The sequence below is a fragment of the Mucilaginibacter straminoryzae genome, assembly GCF_022953055.1.
In the GTDB taxonomy this organism is placed as follows: domain Bacteria; phylum Bacteroidota; class Bacteroidia; order Sphingobacteriales; family Sphingobacteriaceae; genus Mucilaginibacter; species Mucilaginibacter straminoryzae.
This window is the reverse complement of sequence record NZ_JALJEJ010000003.1, coordinates 147,625-165,153: the sequence shown is the minus strand read 5'-3', so window position 1 is coordinate 165,153 and position 17,529 is coordinate 147,625. Positions and strand designations below refer to the sequence as shown.

The 17,529-nt window shown below is 44.6% G+C and carries 17 protein-coding genes; 6 read left to right on the top strand and 11 right to left on the bottom strand.

Translation table 11 applies throughout. The features are described from left to right. Window positions 1-2: 2 nt before the first annotated feature. Genes MUY27_RS07920 through MUY27_RS07910 form a run of 3 tightly spaced genes read right to left on the bottom strand, consistent with a single transcriptional unit; the run spans window position 3 to window position 2,358 of the window. Window positions 3-641 (bottom strand): uridine kinase family protein, encoded by a 639-nt coding sequence (locus tag MUY27_RS07920; protein ID WP_245129466.1) that lies wholly within the window; start codon window positions 639-641, stop codon window positions 3-5. Beyond that, on the bottom strand, window positions 634-1,584 hold the full coding sequence (locus tag MUY27_RS07915; RefSeq protein ID WP_245129465.1) for a DPBB and LysM peptidoglycan-binding domain-containing protein: 951 nt from the start codon (window positions 1,582-1,584) through the stop codon (window positions 634-636). Before MUY27_RS07915 ends, MUY27_RS07920 begins: the two co-directional genes overlap by 8 nt. Before the next feature lie 21 nt (window positions 1,585-1,605). Next, window positions 1,606-2,358, bottom strand: a complete 753-nt coding sequence (locus MUY27_RS07910) for a DUF4905 domain-containing protein (protein ID WP_245129464.1) — start codon at window positions 2,356-2,358, stop codon at window positions 1,606-1,608. 100 nt (window positions 2,359-2,458) lie between these two features. On the opposite strand from MUY27_RS07910, the gene MUY27_RS07905 reads away from it, so the two are divergent. The 4 genes from MUY27_RS07905 (at window position 2,459) to MUY27_RS07890 (ending at window position 6,693) form a co-directional block, all read left to right on the top strand. Then, window positions 2,459-2,938: a Dps family protein gene (locus tag MUY27_RS07905; RefSeq protein ID WP_245129463.1), complete on the top strand. Its 480-nt coding sequence runs from the start codon at window positions 2,459-2,461 to the stop codon at window positions 2,936-2,938. 190 nt (window positions 2,939-3,128) lie between these two features. After that, the gene (pta, locus tag MUY27_RS07900; RefSeq protein ID WP_245129462.1) at window positions 3,129-5,222 is read left to right on the top strand and encodes a phosphate acetyltransferase; all 2,094 of its coding nucleotides are present in this window, start codon (window positions 3,129-3,131) and stop codon (window positions 5,220-5,222) included. A gap of 16 nt (window positions 5,223-5,238) precedes the next feature. After that, window positions 5,239-6,441 (top strand): acetate/propionate family kinase, encoded by a 1,203-nt coding sequence (locus tag MUY27_RS07895; protein WP_245129461.1) that lies wholly within the window; start codon window positions 5,239-5,241, stop codon window positions 6,439-6,441. A gap of 66 nt (window positions 6,442-6,507) precedes the next feature. Beyond that, the gene (locus MUY27_RS07890; protein WP_245129460.1) at window positions 6,508-6,693 is read left to right on the top strand and encodes a hypothetical protein; all 186 of its coding nucleotides are present in this window, start codon (window positions 6,508-6,510) and stop codon (window positions 6,691-6,693) included. A 33-nt stretch (window positions 6,694-6,726) separates the two neighbouring features. Here the strand turns inward: MUY27_RS07890 and MUY27_RS07885 are convergent, their stop codons facing one another. Then, the gene (locus MUY27_RS07885; protein WP_338042656.1) at window positions 6,727-7,524 is read right to left on the bottom strand and encodes a DUF3050 domain-containing protein; all 798 of its coding nucleotides are present in this window, start codon (window positions 7,522-7,524) and stop codon (window positions 6,727-6,729) included. A gap of 152 nt (window positions 7,525-7,676) precedes the next feature. Between MUY27_RS07885 and MUY27_RS07880 the strand changes: the two genes are divergently transcribed. Next, entirely contained in the window at window positions 7,677-7,835 is a 159-nt protein-coding gene (locus tag MUY27_RS07880; protein ID WP_245129459.1) for a hypothetical protein, read from the top strand. A gap of 80 nt (window positions 7,836-7,915) precedes the next feature. Here MUY27_RS07880 and rseP read toward each other — a convergent pair whose 3' ends face one another. From rseP to MUY27_RS07845, 7 genes are all read right to left on the bottom strand, one after another. Then, window positions 7,916-9,262: an RIP metalloprotease RseP gene (gene rseP / locus MUY27_RS07875; RefSeq protein ID WP_245129458.1), complete on the bottom strand. Its 1,347-nt coding sequence runs from the start codon at window positions 9,260-9,262 to the stop codon at window positions 7,916-7,918. Window positions 9,263-9,279: 17 nt separating this feature from the next. Then, window positions 9,280-10,473: a 1-deoxy-D-xylulose-5-phosphate reductoisomerase gene (locus tag MUY27_RS07870; protein ID WP_245129457.1), complete on the bottom strand. Its 1,194-nt coding sequence runs from the start codon at window positions 10,471-10,473 to the stop codon at window positions 9,280-9,282. A 73-nt stretch (window positions 10,474-10,546) separates the two neighbouring features. After that, entirely contained in the window at window positions 10,547-12,049 is a 1,503-nt protein-coding gene (locus MUY27_RS07865) for a GH3 auxin-responsive promoter family protein (RefSeq protein WP_245129456.1), read from the bottom strand. Window positions 12,050-12,052: 3 nt separating this feature from the next. Continuing rightward, window positions 12,053-12,826 carry a DUF7847 domain-containing protein gene (locus tag MUY27_RS07860; RefSeq protein WP_245129455.1) on the bottom strand — a complete coding sequence of 258 codons (774 nt, stop codon included), beginning with the start codon at window positions 12,824-12,826 and terminating at the stop codon, window positions 12,053-12,055. A gap of 6 nt (window positions 12,827-12,832) precedes the next feature. Further along, window positions 12,833-13,801 carry a glycosyltransferase family 2 protein gene (locus tag MUY27_RS07855; RefSeq protein ID WP_245129773.1) on the bottom strand — a complete coding sequence of 323 codons (969 nt, stop codon included), beginning with the start codon at window positions 13,799-13,801 and terminating at the stop codon, window positions 12,833-12,835. 107 nt (window positions 13,802-13,908) lie between these two features. Further along, on the bottom strand, window positions 13,909-14,859 hold the full coding sequence (locus tag MUY27_RS07850) for a glycosyltransferase family 2 protein (protein WP_245129454.1): 951 nt from the start codon (window positions 14,857-14,859) through the stop codon (window positions 13,909-13,911). A gap of 60 nt (window positions 14,860-14,919) precedes the next feature. Continuing rightward, on the bottom strand, window positions 14,920-15,972 hold the full coding sequence (locus MUY27_RS07845) for an NAD-dependent epimerase (protein WP_245129453.1): 1,053 nt from the start codon (window positions 15,970-15,972) through the stop codon (window positions 14,920-14,922). Between the two features lie 219 nt (window positions 15,973-16,191). Here MUY27_RS07845 and MUY27_RS07840 point away from each other — a divergent pair, with 219 nt between their 5' ends. Continuing rightward, the gene (locus tag MUY27_RS07840) at window positions 16,192-17,529 is read left to right on the top strand and encodes a cytochrome ubiquinol oxidase subunit I (protein WP_245129452.1); all 1,338 of its coding nucleotides are present in this window, start codon (window positions 16,192-16,194) and stop codon (window positions 17,527-17,529) included.

Here is a 17,529-nt window from a genome sequence, read left to right as displayed (position 1 = left end):
AACTACGCTGGCAATACTCGTTCACGCAGGTCTTTAGAAATCTCTTCAGTGATACTAATAATATCTTCCGCTACATGCGTGTTATTGGTGATCACCTTATCGCATTCATCCTTATATGGCAGCAGGAATTCTTTATAGGCAGGCACAACATGGTTCACCCATTTGTACATCACATCATCGTGCGAATAGCCGCGTTCCAGCAGGTCGCGTTTTAAACGGCGTTGCAATGCGATGTCTTCTTCGGTATCAATAAATATTTTCAGATCAAGCAGATGTGCAATTTCCTTAAAGTGCAGAATGAATAAACCTTCCACAATCAGGATAGGCGCAGGCTTCACTTCAAGCGTCTTAGGGACGGCATTGGGGTTGTTAAACGTATACTCTTGCTTGTATACAGTTTCGTAACGAACCAGCTTTTCAATATCATCGAAAAAATGTTCGTTATCTATCGTATGCGGAAGATCGAAATTGTATAGCTTATTTTCTTCCGGTGTCATTTCATGTGCTACTGGGATATAATAATCATCCTGTGATACCAGGCATACTTCCTCTGGTTTAAAATGTTCGAGAAAACATTTCAAAAAAAAAGTCTTTCCGGAGCCGCTGCCACCTGCAACTCCAATAATATAAGGTTTATTCATTAGCTACGCCGTAACTGATATTTACCCGGAAACGTTTGTCCAATGCGCCTAAAGATTCGGCAACGTTTTTGGTCATTACAATAATAACATCTTTAGTTGATTCATTATCAGTAAATCTGCCTACTACTTTGGCAAAAGTAGTACGGTTAGTCATCGGGTTGGTTATTTTCATTACCGTACCGATAGGAGCGGTGCGGTGTAAGATCAGTTTTTTGTTGGCATCCAGCGAAGCATCATCCATCCAGGTAGCTACGCCGTGTTCGTTCTTTTCGTACAACCCGTACTTGGTACCGGCTTTGTGCATGGCTAAACTATCTGCAATACCCATGTGCGTAGTATCGCGTTTAGCGGTATCATTTGGGTTAGTTGCGTTTCTTGGCGGGATCTGGTTCTGAGGCACCACCTGCTGCGGTTCAGACGGTTGCGGCTGGGTTGGTGTGGTAGCCGGGGCAGATACGGGTGCTGTGCCCACGCCCTGGCGGATTTGCAAAGTTTGTCCCGGAGTTAAAGCGTTAGACTGCAGATTGTTCAGTTTCTTGATATCCTCAACAGTAGTTCCGAATCTTTTGGCTAAACCATACAGATATTCGTGCTGCTGAACTTTATACTGGATAATGGTACCGCTCGCATCTGAAACAGGCGCCTGAGTTTGTGCTGCGGGTTGATTGTTAGCAGCGGCTTGTACAAAAGGCTGCTCTGTAGGTACTTTTACCAAGTTACCCGGCTGTAAAGGGGTGTTCGCGTTGAACTGAATTACCGCCTGCGGCTTTACACCGTAACGGCGCGCAATAGAATAATAGGTATCTTTAGGGTCTACCTTATGAAGAATTACTTTTTTACCGTTCTGATTCTCTACTCCGGTAGAATCTACTAATGGCCTGGCAAGCGCTGCGGCCGAAAAGGTAAAAAAAGAACAAAGGAGCAGTAATGCTTTAAAATTCATTTTAAGAGCTTTAACTTCAAATTATAAGTTCACGACTTTTAAACTATGTTGGTTTTTAAGCCAGATCAATTGATTTTTATAGCTAATGAACGCTTCGGGTTGCAGTTTTTGTATTTCCTCATTCACAATATCCTGGTAAACCACCTGCTTTTCGCCGTTAAACACGTATAAATACTGGTTAAAACGACCGTTATTTAGCGCGTGCAAAGATACAATTTCAAATTCATTGTGCCTTAGATAATGTATAGCATTTCCGTGGGGTGCCACGGGTAGGGGAAGCGAAATCAGGTTTGCGTCTACAATTTCCGGTAGCTTAATCTCGCTATTGATCTGGTCATCTGATTCACTATCAGCAAGCCGCTCCCCGGTTAAAGGATGAATTTGAAAAGTCTTTTTAGGTTGAAAACGGGCGTCATAAACTATAAATGATTTTGTTGTATGGCTATCGTAATTAAGGTTATAATCTGCCCACAAAATTTCTCCTGTTCGTCCATCTAAAGCAGTCAACCCTTTGTGCAGGGGCAATTTTTCGGATTGAAAGCCATGCAAAAGCAAAACGCCGCCGGTAGCGGCCTCCATTCCGGTTAGCCAACGTTCGGGCATCACCAGATCTTTAAAAGTAATGGCACCGGTCTTCAGGTCCAGGCCCGAAAAACTCACCTGTTTCTCTGCCGTATTTCTCACTTCAACAAAAAGAAGATCTTCAGATTCATCAATCTGCATTCGCCAGATTGGCGAGGAAAAGTTTACCGCTATCGTTTCTGCAATACTCATAAATTAACGCAAATATGAGAATTATTACAGGCACAGAACTTAGTTTTGCGCTAAACAAAGAAATTCAACCTCTGTTGTTCAATTAACTACAATCACATTTATGGACGCAAAAGAAATCAGCCTCGAAGAAAAAGAGGCACGCAACGTAGCAGACCACCTGAACGACCTGCTGGCCAACTACCACATCCACTATCAAAAATTAAGAGGTTGCCACTGGAACGTAAAAGGGAAAAGCTTTTTTACCCTGCACGCTAAATTCGAAGAATTATATACCGCAGCGCTTACCACCATCGACGAACTTGCCGAGCGTATCTTAACCCTTGGAAAGCCACCGATCAGCACTTTTGCAGATTACATCGCCAAATCGAGCATTAAGGAAGTAAATACCATTGGTATGGTTGACGTGGATATGGTAAAAGCACTTATTGAAGACATGGCCGCCCTTATTGAAATGGAGCGCGAACTATTGACGATCACTGCTGATGCCAGTGACGACGGTACTAACGACATGGTGAACCGCTTTATGCAATTCAAAGAAAAGAATACCTGGATGTTACGTTCTTTCGTAAACGAAGACTAATTATCCTGCTTCTACATTACGCGCCGGGCTTGTTCCCGGCGTTTTTGTTTGTAGATGTGACTAAGCTAAACCATTGGAAAAACCCTTGTTAAATATTTTCATTTAAACTTCTGCAATTAAAAACTTTTACGCTTTAATTTGTCTTTCACAGCAGCAGCTTGTTATTGCTTTTGCTCTCCAAATTTAATTTATGATCAAAACCGTTTTTGTAGCCAGTACAGAGCCTTACAGCGGTAAATCGCTGGTTTCACTTGGGCTTGTGAATATGCTATTAGGCAAAGCCCAGAAAATAGGATTCTTTAAGCCCATCACCTCTGATACCGGTGAGCAAAAGAAAGACAGCCATATCGATACTATTCTTTCGAATTTCGATCTGCCTATTGCTTACGAAGATACCAACGCCTTAACCTGGGCCGAGGCCATGCGACAGGTAGATACCGAAAGCCAGGGTGAAATGATCGATACCATTATCCGAAAGTTTAAGTACCTGGAGGAAAAATATGATTTTACGGTAGTTGAAGGTACGGATTACCGCGGTGAGGGTACCGCATTTGAGTTTGAGATTAACGCCCAGATAGCCAAGAACCTGCGCGCACCGGTAATTGTAGTGATCTCGGGTGAAAATAAAACCACCGCGCAGGTAGTTAATGGCGCATTAACCACTATCCGTAACTTCGAGCTGCGCGAAATACAGGTAATGGCGATTGTGGCCAATAAGATCAGCCCCGAAAGCGCGCAGGACGTACAGGAACTGCTGACCAACCAGGTATCTTCTGAAATACTGGTCTCGGTGATTCCTGAAAATAAAAGCCTGCAGAACCCAACCATGAAAGAAGTGCTGGAAAGGCTGGGCGGTAAGCTGTTATTTGGAAAAGAGCACCTGGCTAACCAGGTAGATAACTTCGTTACCGGTGCCATGCAGGTACCTAATTTTTTAAATTATCTGAAAGAAAATGTGCTGATCGTTACTCCGGGCGACCGTGGCGATATCATGATCAGTGCGTTACAGGCAAATTTATCTACCAGTTACCCAAAGGTGTCCGGTATTGTGTTAACCGCAGGGTACCAGCCCGAAAAGCCGATTGTTAGGTTGATAGAAGGCTTGCAAACCGTCGTTCCCATCATAGCCGTAAAAACCGGCACGTTCGAGACCAGTAATATTGTAGGTGCCATTCGTTCGAAAATTTCCAGCGGCGATACCAAAAAAATTCAACTGGCTATCGATACGTTCAACAAGTATGTAAATGTATCAGAGCTGGATAAGCGATTGGTTACGTTTACACCTTCGGGCATTACGCCGCGCATGTTCCAGTACCAGATCACCAGTTGGGCCAAGAGCGACAAAAAACACATTGTGCTGCCCGAAGGAACGGATGAAAGGATATTGAAGGCTGCTGCCCGGTTGCTTGCCCAGGACATTGTGCGTTTAACGCTGCTGGGTAACCCGGAAGAAATTCAAAACATCATTACCCGGCTGGATATCAACCTCGACCTGAGTAAAATTGCCATCATCGATCCGCACAACAGCGATTATTACGACGATTTTGTGAATACCCTTTACGAACTGCGTAAGAATAAAAACGTCAACATGGAGATGGCCCGGGATATGATGACCGACGTTTCGTACTTCGGCACCATGATGGTTTACAAGGGCGTGGCAGATGGCATGGTATCCGGTGCGGTGCATACTACGCAGCATACCATTCGCCCGGCGTTACAATTTGTTAAAACCAAGCCGGGTATTTCGGTGGTCTCCTCGGTGTTCTTCATGTGCCTGCCAGACCGTGTTTCTGTGTTTGGTGATTGTGCGGTTAACCCTAACCCGACTGCCGAGCAGCTGGCGGAAATTGCAATTTCATCGGCAGAAAGCGGTCAGCGTTTCGGGATAGAACCACGGGTGGCCATGCTTTCGTATTCGTCAGGCACTTCGGGCGAAGGGGAGGACGTGGAAAAGGTACGCCGAGCTACGGAAATTGTCAAAGCAAAACGCCCTGACCTGAAAATAGAAGGGCCGATACAATATGATGCTGCGGTGGATCCGGTGGTAGGACAAAGCAAAATGCCGGGTTCTGAAGTGGCCGGAAAGGCAAGCGTTTTGATCTTCCCCGATCTGAATACTGGTAACAACACCTACAAAGCTGTACAACGCGAAACAGGTGCACTGGCAATCGGGCCGATGTTGCAGGGCTTAAATAAACCCGTGAACGATTTAAGCCGCGGCTGTACCGTCGACGATGTTTTTAATACCGTAATTATTACGGCCATACAGTGCCAGGACAAATAATATACCTATTTAGTAAATGAATATTCTTGTAGTTAACTCGGGCAGTAGCTCTATCAAATATCAATTCTTCAGGATGCCTTCAACTACGCCTGTTTGTACGGGTATGGTAGATAGGATTGGATTAGAAACCTCAACCATTAATTATAAAGCGCAAATAAATGGCGAAGAACATGCCGTAAGCTTGTCGATGGAAATAGCCGACCATGAGGCGGCGTTAAAAGAAGTGAATACTTTATTAATGGATGCAAAGGTCGGTGTGATCAGTAACCCGGCTGAAATTGATATCGTTGGTCACCGTATTGTTCATGGCGGGGAGTTTTTCACCACCACGACGGTAATTACGTCCGAAGTGAAAGAAAAACTAAAGCAAACCTTCCAATTAGCGCCACTGCATAACCCATCCGCATTTTTAGGGATAGAAGTGGCCGGGAAAATCTTTGACAGGGCAACGCAGATCGGTGTATTTGACACTGCCTTTTTCCAAACTTTACCTGCTGAAGCTTACCGCTATGCCATCCCGACAGCCTATTACAAGGATTACAACATCCGCGTTTATGGCTTTCATGGCACCAGCCATAAATATGTTTCGGCGCAGGCGGCAGCATATCTTAACAAAAGCTACAGCCGGATTATTACCGTACACCTGGGTAATGGTTGCAGTATCAGTGCTATAAAGAACGGCAAAGCCATTGATACCAGCATGGGGTTTGGCCCGTTAGAAGGGTTGATTATGGGTACACGCTCTGGCAGTATAGACCCAACTATCGTTTTTTACCTTGTGAACCAATTGGGTTATGATATAGAACAGGTAAGTAACCTGTTAAATAAGCGCAGCGGAATGCTGGGTTTAACAGGCTTTAGCGATATGCGCGACGTAAGGGCCCGGATACAGGAAGGAGATGCAGAAGCTAAGTTAGCCTATGATATGTATGCCTATCGCATTAAGAAATACATTGGCGCCTATGCTGCTGCTTTAAATGGGGTAGATGCTATTGTATTTACCGCAGGTGTGGGGGAGAACGATGCCCTTGTACGTAAGTTGGTTTGCAGCGATCTGCAATATTTGGGCGTTGATTTCGACGAAGAGAAGAATGGACTGGCTGCGAAAGGCATAAGAGAAATCAGTAGCGGTGATAGCGCGGTTAAGGTGCTGATCATTCCAACCAATGAAGAGTTGGAGATTGCCAACCAGTGTTATGAAATGTCAGCGGATAGATAAGTTACTATCAGTTGAAAAACATATCATCTTAACAAATTGTATAATGAGATATTAGAAAGAAGCATTATGAAAACGATCACAGTTCCCGGAAATCCTGAACATTTAAGTACATTGGTAGTACCTATGAGCGAAGAATTCCACGACCATGAGGTTGTGCGTATCGAATCTGCCGATGGCAGCAAAAGCGTAGAAAAAAGAATATTCCGCGTTGTTGACGGCGGGGAAAACCAGTGGGAGCTACAGTTTGAGTAATTCAAAACTGTAACTCCATATATTTTTAGTCTCTTACTGGATAGCAGTAAGGCTGTTATCCAGGCAAGCGATCACGCCATTCCATAAAGCCAGGCGTGCCTGTAATGCTGCGTTTGCAGCCTCGGTAGCTTCCTGCCATTTAGCCTCATCATCGCCGCAAAGTTCCGCAGTCATCTGGTAGGCTAAATGAGTATGATGGTCGCCATCAACCTCGATGTGCCTTTCCAGGTAGTATCGCAGAATATCTACGCGGTTTGGAAACGCCGCTGCAATCTCGCGCACCAGTTCAATAAAGATGGATGGGATCAGGTCCTCGCGGCCAAAGGTAAACACCGCAGCAATCACGTGCGGTTTACCTGTAGCAATTACCCGGAAGGTATGGCGTACAAACGCCTTCGCCGCATCGGGCGCTTCAACACCATTCAATGCTTCTTCTACAGATCTTCCTGCGCTTAGTAAACCAATAAACTGATCGATAGCCTGGGTATCGGCCCCGGCCTGCTGCATGGCCCGAAGATATAATTCAAAGTGACTTGCCCGGTTTCCGGCTTCGTCAACATCGCTTTCTTCGCCGGTTACAATCTCATTGATCAGGTAACGGGTATTGGCGTTTCCAGTCGGCAGCCATGGCACAACGGTACAGGTTAATTGCTGCTGAAGCGCTTTTAAAAGAGACATGAAGTCCAACACGGCAAAGCAGTGCAGTTCCATAAACACCTGCAGGTGTTCTAAGGTATTTAGCTTTTGGTATAGCGGGTGGTTGATGAGTTGCTCACGCGTGCCTGCAGTCGCTGCAAGTAAATCGCTTATCTTTTTGTTTACTTCCATCATTAAATTGTCGCGCCAAAGATAGAAAAAACTGCATGGTCTCTTTTTCTGCGGCAGTTTTAACAAACGATAGCGCTAAACCCTTACATAACATTGACAATTTCAAGCAGTGTCATGATCATGGCAGTAATCCTGACTTAAAAGTTAGAAAACCTATGGCAGACCCGGTAAATGTGGCGAATGTGGTAAATGCGGCAGTCCCGGCAGACATGGCGAACTGGTTTTTGCCAGCCACCAATTTCACGTCATTGGGCATTAGTCATTTGGTAATTAATCCATTGGCATTGGGCATTAGTCATTTATTGGTAGAATAAGTATTTGTAGCTTAAAAAAAGCTATTTGCACAAAAAAGGCCGCCTTATGGGCAGCCTCTGTATGGATATAACAAGCGGTGTTATTTCTTCACCACGTGTTTTAAGATATCGTTACCGAATACAAATACCATCAACGTAACCAGGATCACGAAACCAACGATCTGCGCGCGTTCCAGGAATTTATCGCTGAGCGGCTTACCCTTAATCATCTCGATGATCAGGAATAAAGCATGGCCACCATCCAGCGCCGGGATTGGTAACAGGTTCATTAATGCCAGCGCCATAGAAAGCAAGCCTACCAGGCTCCAGAAACGAGCCCAGTCGATATGTGAACCAAACATGGTGGCAATACCTACCGGCCCTGTAAATGCTTTATTTGCTTTTACCTCGCCTTTAAACACCTTGCCTAAACCTTTGGCGTTATCTGTGAACGTTCCCCAGGCTTTAGATGCCCCAACAGGCAGCGATTGCAGGAAGCCGAAATTCACGGTTTTGATATTAGGCTCGTCTGCAGAAAGTTTAATGCCCCAGCGGCCGTCTACAAAGCCAAGTGAGCCCTCTTTGTTTACTGCAGCGGTAACAGGCATCTCTTTATTCTGGCGTTTCACGGTAAGCGTCACCTCTTTGTTCTTATACTTCTGCATCTCTGCCTTCAGTTCATCTGAGAAGGTAACAGGCACACCGTTAACAGCCTTGATACTATCCCCCTTAAGCAGCCCAGCTTTAGCCGCGTTGCTTTGCGCCACAACAGAATCAATCCGGAACTTGCTCCGCAGCGTGATGAACTCGCCAACGCCATAATCAGACACCTCATTCAGGATATTGGCAGGCACCATCAGTTTCAATTCCTTGCCATCGCGCAGCACGGTTAGCTGGGTATTACCCAACAGTACTTTTGAACTTACCAGTTCTTCGAAACGCTCTACAGTCTTTCCATTAACCTCGGTGATCTTATCACCAGCTTTCAGGCCAATTTCTTTACCAATTTTACCGGGTACAATGCCATATTTAATACTATCGTTAGGGATATAGCTTTCGCCATATTTTACGGTCAGCATCCAGAAGATAATAATACCCAGGATAATGTTTACCGTTACACCACCAAGCATCACGATTAGACGTTGCCAGGCCGGTTTGGAGCGGAACTCCCATGGTTGGGGCGGACCGGCCATTTGTTCGGTATCCATTGATTCGTCAATCATACCGGCAATTTTCACATAGCCACCTAACGGAAGCCAGCCGATACCGTATTCTACCCCTTTATAATTGTATTTGAATAACTTAATATTCCAGGCGTCGAAGAACAGATAAAACTTCTCTACTTTAATTCCGAAGGCACGAGCCGCCAAGAAGTGTCCAAGCTCGTGCAGAATTACTAAAATTGAGAGGCCAAGAATCAACTGGCCAACCATAATCACTATACTCATTCGTTATTTATCAAAAATCAAAAGGTTATCACTCTGGGCTGTTTTTGCACCAAGTGTTGTGCTAATATGCGTGTTTCTTTATCTGTATTCAAATAGTCATCAAGAGACGGTTGTTCAATATACGGTAATTGCTGTAAACAGGATTCAATCACATCGCTCATGGCCAGAAAGCCAACCTCGTTGTTCAAAAACCCGGCTACGGCAATTTCATTTGCCGCATTAATGATACAAGGTGCGTTACCGCCTGCTTTTAATGCCGTAAAGGCAAGATCAAGGTTGCGGAAAGTATCGGTGTCGGGCTTTTCGAAGGTGAGGTTAGGGTAGGCCGTGAAATCAAAACGTTTGAAGTTATTATCTACACGATTGGGATAGGCCAGCGCATATTGTATGGGCAGCTTCATATCGGGTAAGCCCATTTGCGCCTTGATAGAACCGTCGCGGAACTGAACCATCGAGTGAATGATCGACTGTGGGTGCACCACCACTTCAATCTGGTCAATATCCAGGTTAAACAACCACTTTGCTTCAATCACTTCCAACCCTTTGTTCATTAACGAAGCAGAGTCGATAGTTATTTTAGCGCCCATTACCCAATTCGGATGTTTCAGTGCCTGTTCGCGCGTTACATCGGCCAGCAGGGTACGGTCTTTACCACGGAAAGGCCCGCCGGAAGCGGTAATAATGATTTTCTCGATCGGGTTATTTTCTTCACCTGCCAGGCATTGGAAAATAGCCGAGTGTTCAGAATCTACCGGAAGCAGCTTTACGCCATGCTTTTCGGCCAGTGCAGTAACCAGTTCACCTGCAACCACCAGCGTTTCTTTATTAGCCAGTGCAATATCTTTGCCTGCTTTAATGGCGTTGATCGTCGGTTCCAGGCCGGAGAAGCCTACCATAGCCGTTACAACGATGTCAATCTCGGGCAGGGAAACAATCTCCTTTATGCTTTCGTATCCGCTTAATACTTTGGTTAACGTACCTGATAGGGCCTGCTTCACCTGTTCGTACTTGCTTTCATTACAGATGACAGCATAATCCGGTGAAAACTGACGGCATTGCTCGATCAGTAATTCGGCATTATTCTGCGCGGTAAGTACAACGGCTTGAAAAAGTTCGGGGTTGGCGGCAATTACTTCGAGCGACTGGGTACCGATACTACCCGTCGAGCCTAAGATTGCTATATTTTTAACTTTGTTAGTTATTGAAGACATGAGATGCCATTCTGTGAAGCTTTAAGAAAATGACAATTCCATCTCTTAAAAACCACTTCAGAATTTAAAGTTATCAATTTGTTATATATCTTGTTAGCTGATCGGCAATTTTTCTGTCGTTTGCTATCCGCGGAACCTTGTTCTGGCCGCCTAACTTACCCATAATACGCATGTAGTCAACAAACGAATTTTTCTTTAATGATTTGACGATCAAAGGCTGCAAAATGTTACCCTTAATCAGGTCTTTGTAATAAATATTTTTTTCCTGCAGCGCCTGATCTACCTTTAAAGCAAAGCCTTTCAGATCGTAAGGGGCATGCCCAAATTCTATCAGCCATTCGTGGTAGGGTAGTCCACCGTCTGCCGGAGTGATTTGCGGAGCAACGGTAAACTCCACAATATCAATACCTTCTTTGCGGGCCACTTCCATTAAGGCTTGTTCTACTTCCTCAACAATTACGTGTTCGCCAAAGGCAGAAATAAACTGTTTTATCCGGCCGGTTACTACAATCTTGTAAGGGTTCTTTGAAACGAATTTTACTGTATCGCCAATGTTATAACCCCATAAACCAGCGTTGGTGTTCAGGATCAGTGCGTAATTGCGGTTCAGTTCAACCTCTTTCAACTGCAAACGCGTAGGGTTTTCGTTGAAAATTTCCTCTGCCGGGACAAATTCATAAAAGATACCCGCGTCCACCATTAGCAAAAGACTGTTGTCTTTCTGCGAATCCTGGTAGGCAATGAACCCTTCCGATGCAGGGTAAGTCTCTATCGTATCTATCTTAAAACCGATACTTTCTTCAATTCGTGCACGGTAAGGTTCATAATTTACACCGCCATATACAAACAGCTTAAAGTTCGGGAAGATGTCTTTGATCTTTTTTCCGCCTGCGCGTGCCGACAACCTATCAAAATACATCTGGCACCAAGGTGGTATACCAGAGATGAGGCGCATATCCTCTTTAATAGTTTCGCCTACAATAGCTTCTACCTTTTCTTCCCAATCATCTATACAATTGGTGGTGTAGCTGGGCATGCGGTTACTTTGCAGGTAGCCGGGCACATGGTGGGCCACAATGCCAGACAGTCTTCCGGTAGGAATGCCATTTAGTTCATACAGCTCGGGGCTGCCTTGCAGAAAGATCATCTTGCCATCCAGAGCGCTGGTATTGCCGGTTTCATAAGCATAGTTCAGCAAAGCGTTACGCGCGGCAGTGATATGCTCTGGCATACTTTGTTTAGAAATAGGGATATATTTAACACCAGAAGTAGTGCCCGAAGTTTTGGCAAGATAAGCAGGCGTACCTGGCCACAGCACATTCTCTTCGCCGCTGATCACCCGGTCTATATAAGGCCGTAGCTCTTCATAGTCGCGTATCGGGACCCGCTTCTTAAAGTCTTCGTAAGTTTGAATGTCACTGAAGCCATGATCGGTGCCAAACTTGGTTGTAGCAGCTTCACCAACAATGTAGAGAAAGATCTTCTGTTGCAGACTTACCGCATTTTTGCGCTGATATTCTATCTGCTTTTGTACAATGCCCGCATAAAACTTGCCGGCGAGCGATTTAAAACCCATAGTTTAAAGTGTTTCGCTGACATCGTCATCAACGTCCAGATGGCTGTATACCAGTTTGCGGTAAGTAGCCATAATCATCACCTGTACCACAGGAAATGCAATAGCTATCCAGCAAATGCCGGCGATACGAACCACGTAGGGTTTCTGTTCGATATCAAAAAACAAGGTTATAATTAGGTTGATAATTAACAACAATATTGCAATAAAACCGACAACGATCAACACCAGTCCGAAAATTCTTGACAGGTTGTGGTTTGTAATAAAAAAGCTTTGCTTAAGTGAATCAATTGGCCCCGAATCTTCATCGACAATAAAGCATAAACAAAATATAGACCTGAGCAGCAGGTAAGCAATACCGATAATTTCCAGCTTATCTACAATAAACTCTGCAATTGGACTTACCGCAAGCAGATCTTTGATCACCACCAGAAGCACAATCAGCAAGCCATAGAAAATAGCAATAGTGATAAACGACAAAGCCATCCGCAGCGAGGGGATGATATCCTTTATAGAGAATTCGTAATACTCGCGGTCCATCAAGGTGAGAATAAGCCTGTAAAAGCTTAAGGCAAGGTAAGACTGTACCAGCATCATCACAAAGGTTTCTATTAACTGGCTGTAATAGTTGTCAAAAACCAGGATGAAGCTTGTTACTACTTCAATTACTTTATAAAGTACCAGCGATATTACCGAATAAACCAGCAGTGTGATGTAATTCTTTTTGATGACACTCCAGGCCGATTTAAGTGTTTCTGCAATGGTAAAAGGATGATACATTTTTACTTAAGACCGTTTTAAGATGACGCGCTTCCAATAATCCTGCATAAAACCCAACCCATAGGCTATAAGTTGAATAAAGGCAGCTATTACGCTCAAAAATGCAACTTTTAATGATTTGTTTTTAGACAGCGAATGAAAAAATATTAACAATATGAAAATAATAATAACCGCATTACATAAAGGAGCAATCATCCATTGAAAAATGTTTGCGATAAGGGCAATGAACATGCCGAGCGTAAACACCGCAGGAAAGAAATGCACGGCCTTTAATTCTGATGGAAAGAACTTGTAAATGTTGATCCTCGAACGGCCAAAAAAATGGATCTGTTTGTAAAACTGCTTAAAGTTGGTACGCCGCTTATGGTAAACCTTAGCCTCGGGGATTAGCCCGATCTTGAAGCCCAGGTTGTGTATACGAATACTGTATTCAATATCTTCCCCTAAACGGGTGATGATAAATCCTCCGGCGGTTTCCCAAACCTTACGCGAAACGCCCATGTTGAAACTGCGCGGGTGAAACTGACCGATCCCTTTTTTATTTCCCCGGATGCCGCCCGTGGTAAAGGGAGAGGTCATGGAATAGCTGATGGCCTTCTGTACATCGGTAAATGATGCATGTGCGTCATCAGGGCCGCCGTAAGCATCCAGCCAATTTTGCTGAAGACTATCATTAACAATCTCGAGATATCTCTCGGGGATGATACAATCTGAATCAAAGATCACAAAGTAATCGCCTTTGGCGCGTTCAAAGCCAAAATTGCGCGTAAAACCCTGACCTTCGTTCTGCTTGACAAAGTAGCGCAGGTTAAGTTTATCTTCAAAGCTTTTAACTATCTCGCCCGCATCGTTAACAGAACCATCCTCAATTAACAGCACCTCAAAGTTTCTGTAAGTCTGCTTCAAAAGCGACTCCAACAGTTCTTTGATTTCCTGCGGACGATTATATAAAGGAATGATGATGGAGAAAAACAGTTCTGTCATTTCGGATTTCGAATGTTCGATTTCGGATTTACTGGCTTTTTTAAGCTGTTTTTATTTTGATTGTTAAAATTCGATATTAAAATTTCGACATCCGAAATTTACACCGTTTCCTCAATCTGGTACTTGTTACGGTCACTGGCGCTTCTGGATACTAATTCGGCAACAAAGCCGGTTAGGAACAGTTGCGAACCCAATATGATTGCTACCAATGCAAAATAGAATAGGGGATTGTCTGTTGCATTACGGTAGGGTTCGTTATTGGCAATGTGCTCAAGTTTTTCTGCAATGATCCAGATGGCCATCACCATACCGATAAAAAAGCTCAACACACCCATGGTACCAAAAAAGTGCATAGGGCGTTTACCAAACTTACCGACGAAGAATATCGAAAGCAGATCAAGAAAGCCATTAATAAACCTGCTCATGCCAAACTTCGTCTTCCCGTATTTGCGGGCACGGTGTTCTACTACTTTCTCGCCAATATTCCTGAAGCCGGCCCACTTTGCCAGCACCGGTATATATCGGTGCATTTCGCCGTAAACCTCTATGTTTTTCACCACGGCGCGGCGGTATGACTTCAGTCCGCAATTAAAATCGTGCAGGTTATCAATACCCGACATTTTGCGCGTAGCGGCATTAAAAAGCTTGGTTGGGATAGTTTTGCTTACCGGATCATAGCGTTTAGCCTTCCAACCCGAAACCAGGTCGTACTTTTCTTCCATGATCATCCGGTACAGTTCCGGAATTTCATCCGGGCTATCCTGTAGGTCAGCATCCATCGTAATGATTACATCACCTTTAGCAGCCTCAAAACCCGTATTTAAAGCTGCTGACTTACCGTAGTTACGGCGGAACTTAATACCATGCACAGATGGGTGCTGTTGATGCAACTGACAAATGGTTTCCCATGTGGTATCGCGGCTACCATCATCAATAATAATTACCTCGTAAGTAAAGTTATGGGCTTCCATTACCCGCGCAATCCACGCGGTAAGTTCGGGCAGGGATTCAGCTTCGTCAAAAGCGGGTACTACTACAGATATATCCATTGAATAAGGACAAAAATATAAAAAATCGGCGCCGTTTTGCTAACCTTTAATAGCAGGGCTTCAGACGTTGTAAAACTTGCGGAACCAATCGATAAAGCTGTTAATCCCGGTTTGGATATCCGTTTTGGGGTGATAATGGAAATCCTGCTCCAGGTCTTTCATATCTGCATCTGTCGAAACAACATCGCCCAATTGCATAGGCAGCATGTTTTTTACCGCCTTTTTGCCGATAGCATTTTCAAGCGCCTCTATAAAATCCATTAGTTTAACCGGCGAAGAGTTTCCAATGTTATATAAACGGTACGGCGCGCTCGACGTAGCCGGATCCGGATGTTTATTATCCCAAGCAGGATTTGCCTGTGCAGGCTGGTCTATTACCCGGATCACACCTTCTACGATGTCATCTACGTATGTAAAGTCGCGCTGCATTTCGCCGTTGTTGTAAACGTTGATCGGTTCGCCTTTAATAATAGCATCGGCAAACTTAAAGTACGCCATATCCGGGCGGCCCCATGGGCCATACACCGTGAAGAAACGTAAACCCGTTACCGGGATATTATAAAGATGACTATAGCTATGGGCCATCATTTCGTTGCTCTTTTTGCTGGCGGCGTAAAGACTAACCGGATGATCGGCACCTGCATGTACAGAGAATGGGGTATTGGCATTTAAGCCGTACACGCTGGAACTGCTGGCATACACCAGGTGTTTCACTTTTATCTGCCGGCAGCCTTCCAGGATACTTAAAAATCCGGAAAGGTTACTCAACGCGTAATCGAACGGATTAGTAATGGAGTATCGTACTCCCGCCTGGGCAGCCAGGTGACAAACGGCATCAAAACGATAAATCTCGAACAGTTCTTTTACCTTGTTTTTATCCGCGATATCTAGCTTGATAAAGCTGTAGTTAGGATAAACGGTGCTTTGGATAGGGGCGGTGCTGGTTAATAAATGGATATTGATGCCAGAAGCTCTCAGCCTGCCATGCTTCAGGGCAACGTCGTAGTAATCATTCAGGTTATCTACGCCTACCACATCATGTCCGGCTTCAGCCAGCCGCATCGCTACAAAAAATCCGATAAATCCGGCGGTACCGGTAACTAATATCTTCATAAGAAAAATGCGGTACACCGCATTTGGCAAAGGTAGTAATTTACAGTTTGGTTGATAAAGTGTATTGCTTTTGCATAAACGCAATACAGAATTTTAAAACGGCTATGCCAGAATTTAGTATCCTGCAACAGAAATAATAATTCATATTCAATATAATTTGCAAAAAGAATTAGGCGATTAGCTGTTGCATACTATTTTAGTAACAAACTGGTTACGACTATGGACGATTTCCTCGCTGCCCGATCGCAGATGGCGCTTTCGCTTGGCTTTCATATCATTTACGCGTGTATTGGCATGGTGATGCCGTTTTTTATGGCGGTAGCACACTATAAATGGCTGAAAACTAAAAATCCGCATTATCAGAATGTAGCAAAAGCGTGGAGCAAGGGCGTGGCGATCTTTTTTGCAACGGGGGCGGTATCGGGTACGATACTTTCCTTCGAACTGGGTCTGCTCTGGCCGAAGTTTATGCAACATGCAGGGCCTATATTCGGCATGCCGTTCTCGCTGGAAGGTACGGCTTTTTTCATCGAGGCGATTGCACTTGGTTTCTTTTTATACGGATGGGGAAAGCTGAACCCGGCTTTTCATTGGTTTACCGGGGTAGTGGTAGGCGTCAGCGGTTTAGCTTCCGGGATATTGGTAGTAGCTGGCAACTCCTGGATGAACAGCCCGGCAGGATTTGATTACGTGAACGGGCAGTATTTGAACATCGACCCGATAAAGGCCATGTTTAACAACGCCTGGTTTGCCGAAGCCCTGCACATGACACTGGCTGCTTTTGCGGCTACAGGTTTCGCCGTAGCAGGCGTCCACGCGTTAATGATTATTCGTAAACGGAATGTCGCCTTTCATAAAACGGCTTTTAAAATTGCAGCAGTTTTTGCTTGCATAGCTGCCATACTGCAGCCCTTTGCCGGGGATATTGCAGCCAAGAGCGTTGCGAAAAGGCAACCCGCTAAGCTTGCCGCTATGGAAGCTTATTTCCATACTACTACGCCCGCACCTTTATTAATCGGCGGTGTACCTAACGAAAAGGAAAAAAAAGTAGACTATGCCATAGAACTGCCCGGTATGCTGAGCTTTTTGGTGCATGATAATTTTAAGGGTGAGGTGCGCGGCCTGGATACCATTCCGCAACAAGATCAGCCACCGGTGGCTATTACGCATTACGCCTTTCAAATTATGGTAGGGCTTGGCATGTTTATGATGGCGGTAGCCCTGCTTTATTTTACCGCGCTTTGGTTTAAGAAAAACTGGCAGGTAAAAAATTGGCTCCTGAAGCTTTTTGTTGCTGCCATACCTACAGGATTTATTGCGGTAGAAGCCGGATGGACAGTAACCGAAGTAGGCCGGCAACCCTGGATCATCCAGGGTATTATGCGCACGGCCGATGCAGTTACCCCGATGCCGGGCATTGCCTATTCTTTCTACATCTTTACTGCAATTTATATTTCGCTGAGTATTGTAGTTATCTTTTTATTGTATAGGCAAATACGAATGGTACCTGTAGTTTATGATAAACCGGAAGCAGACTTACAACTAAACCACCACTAA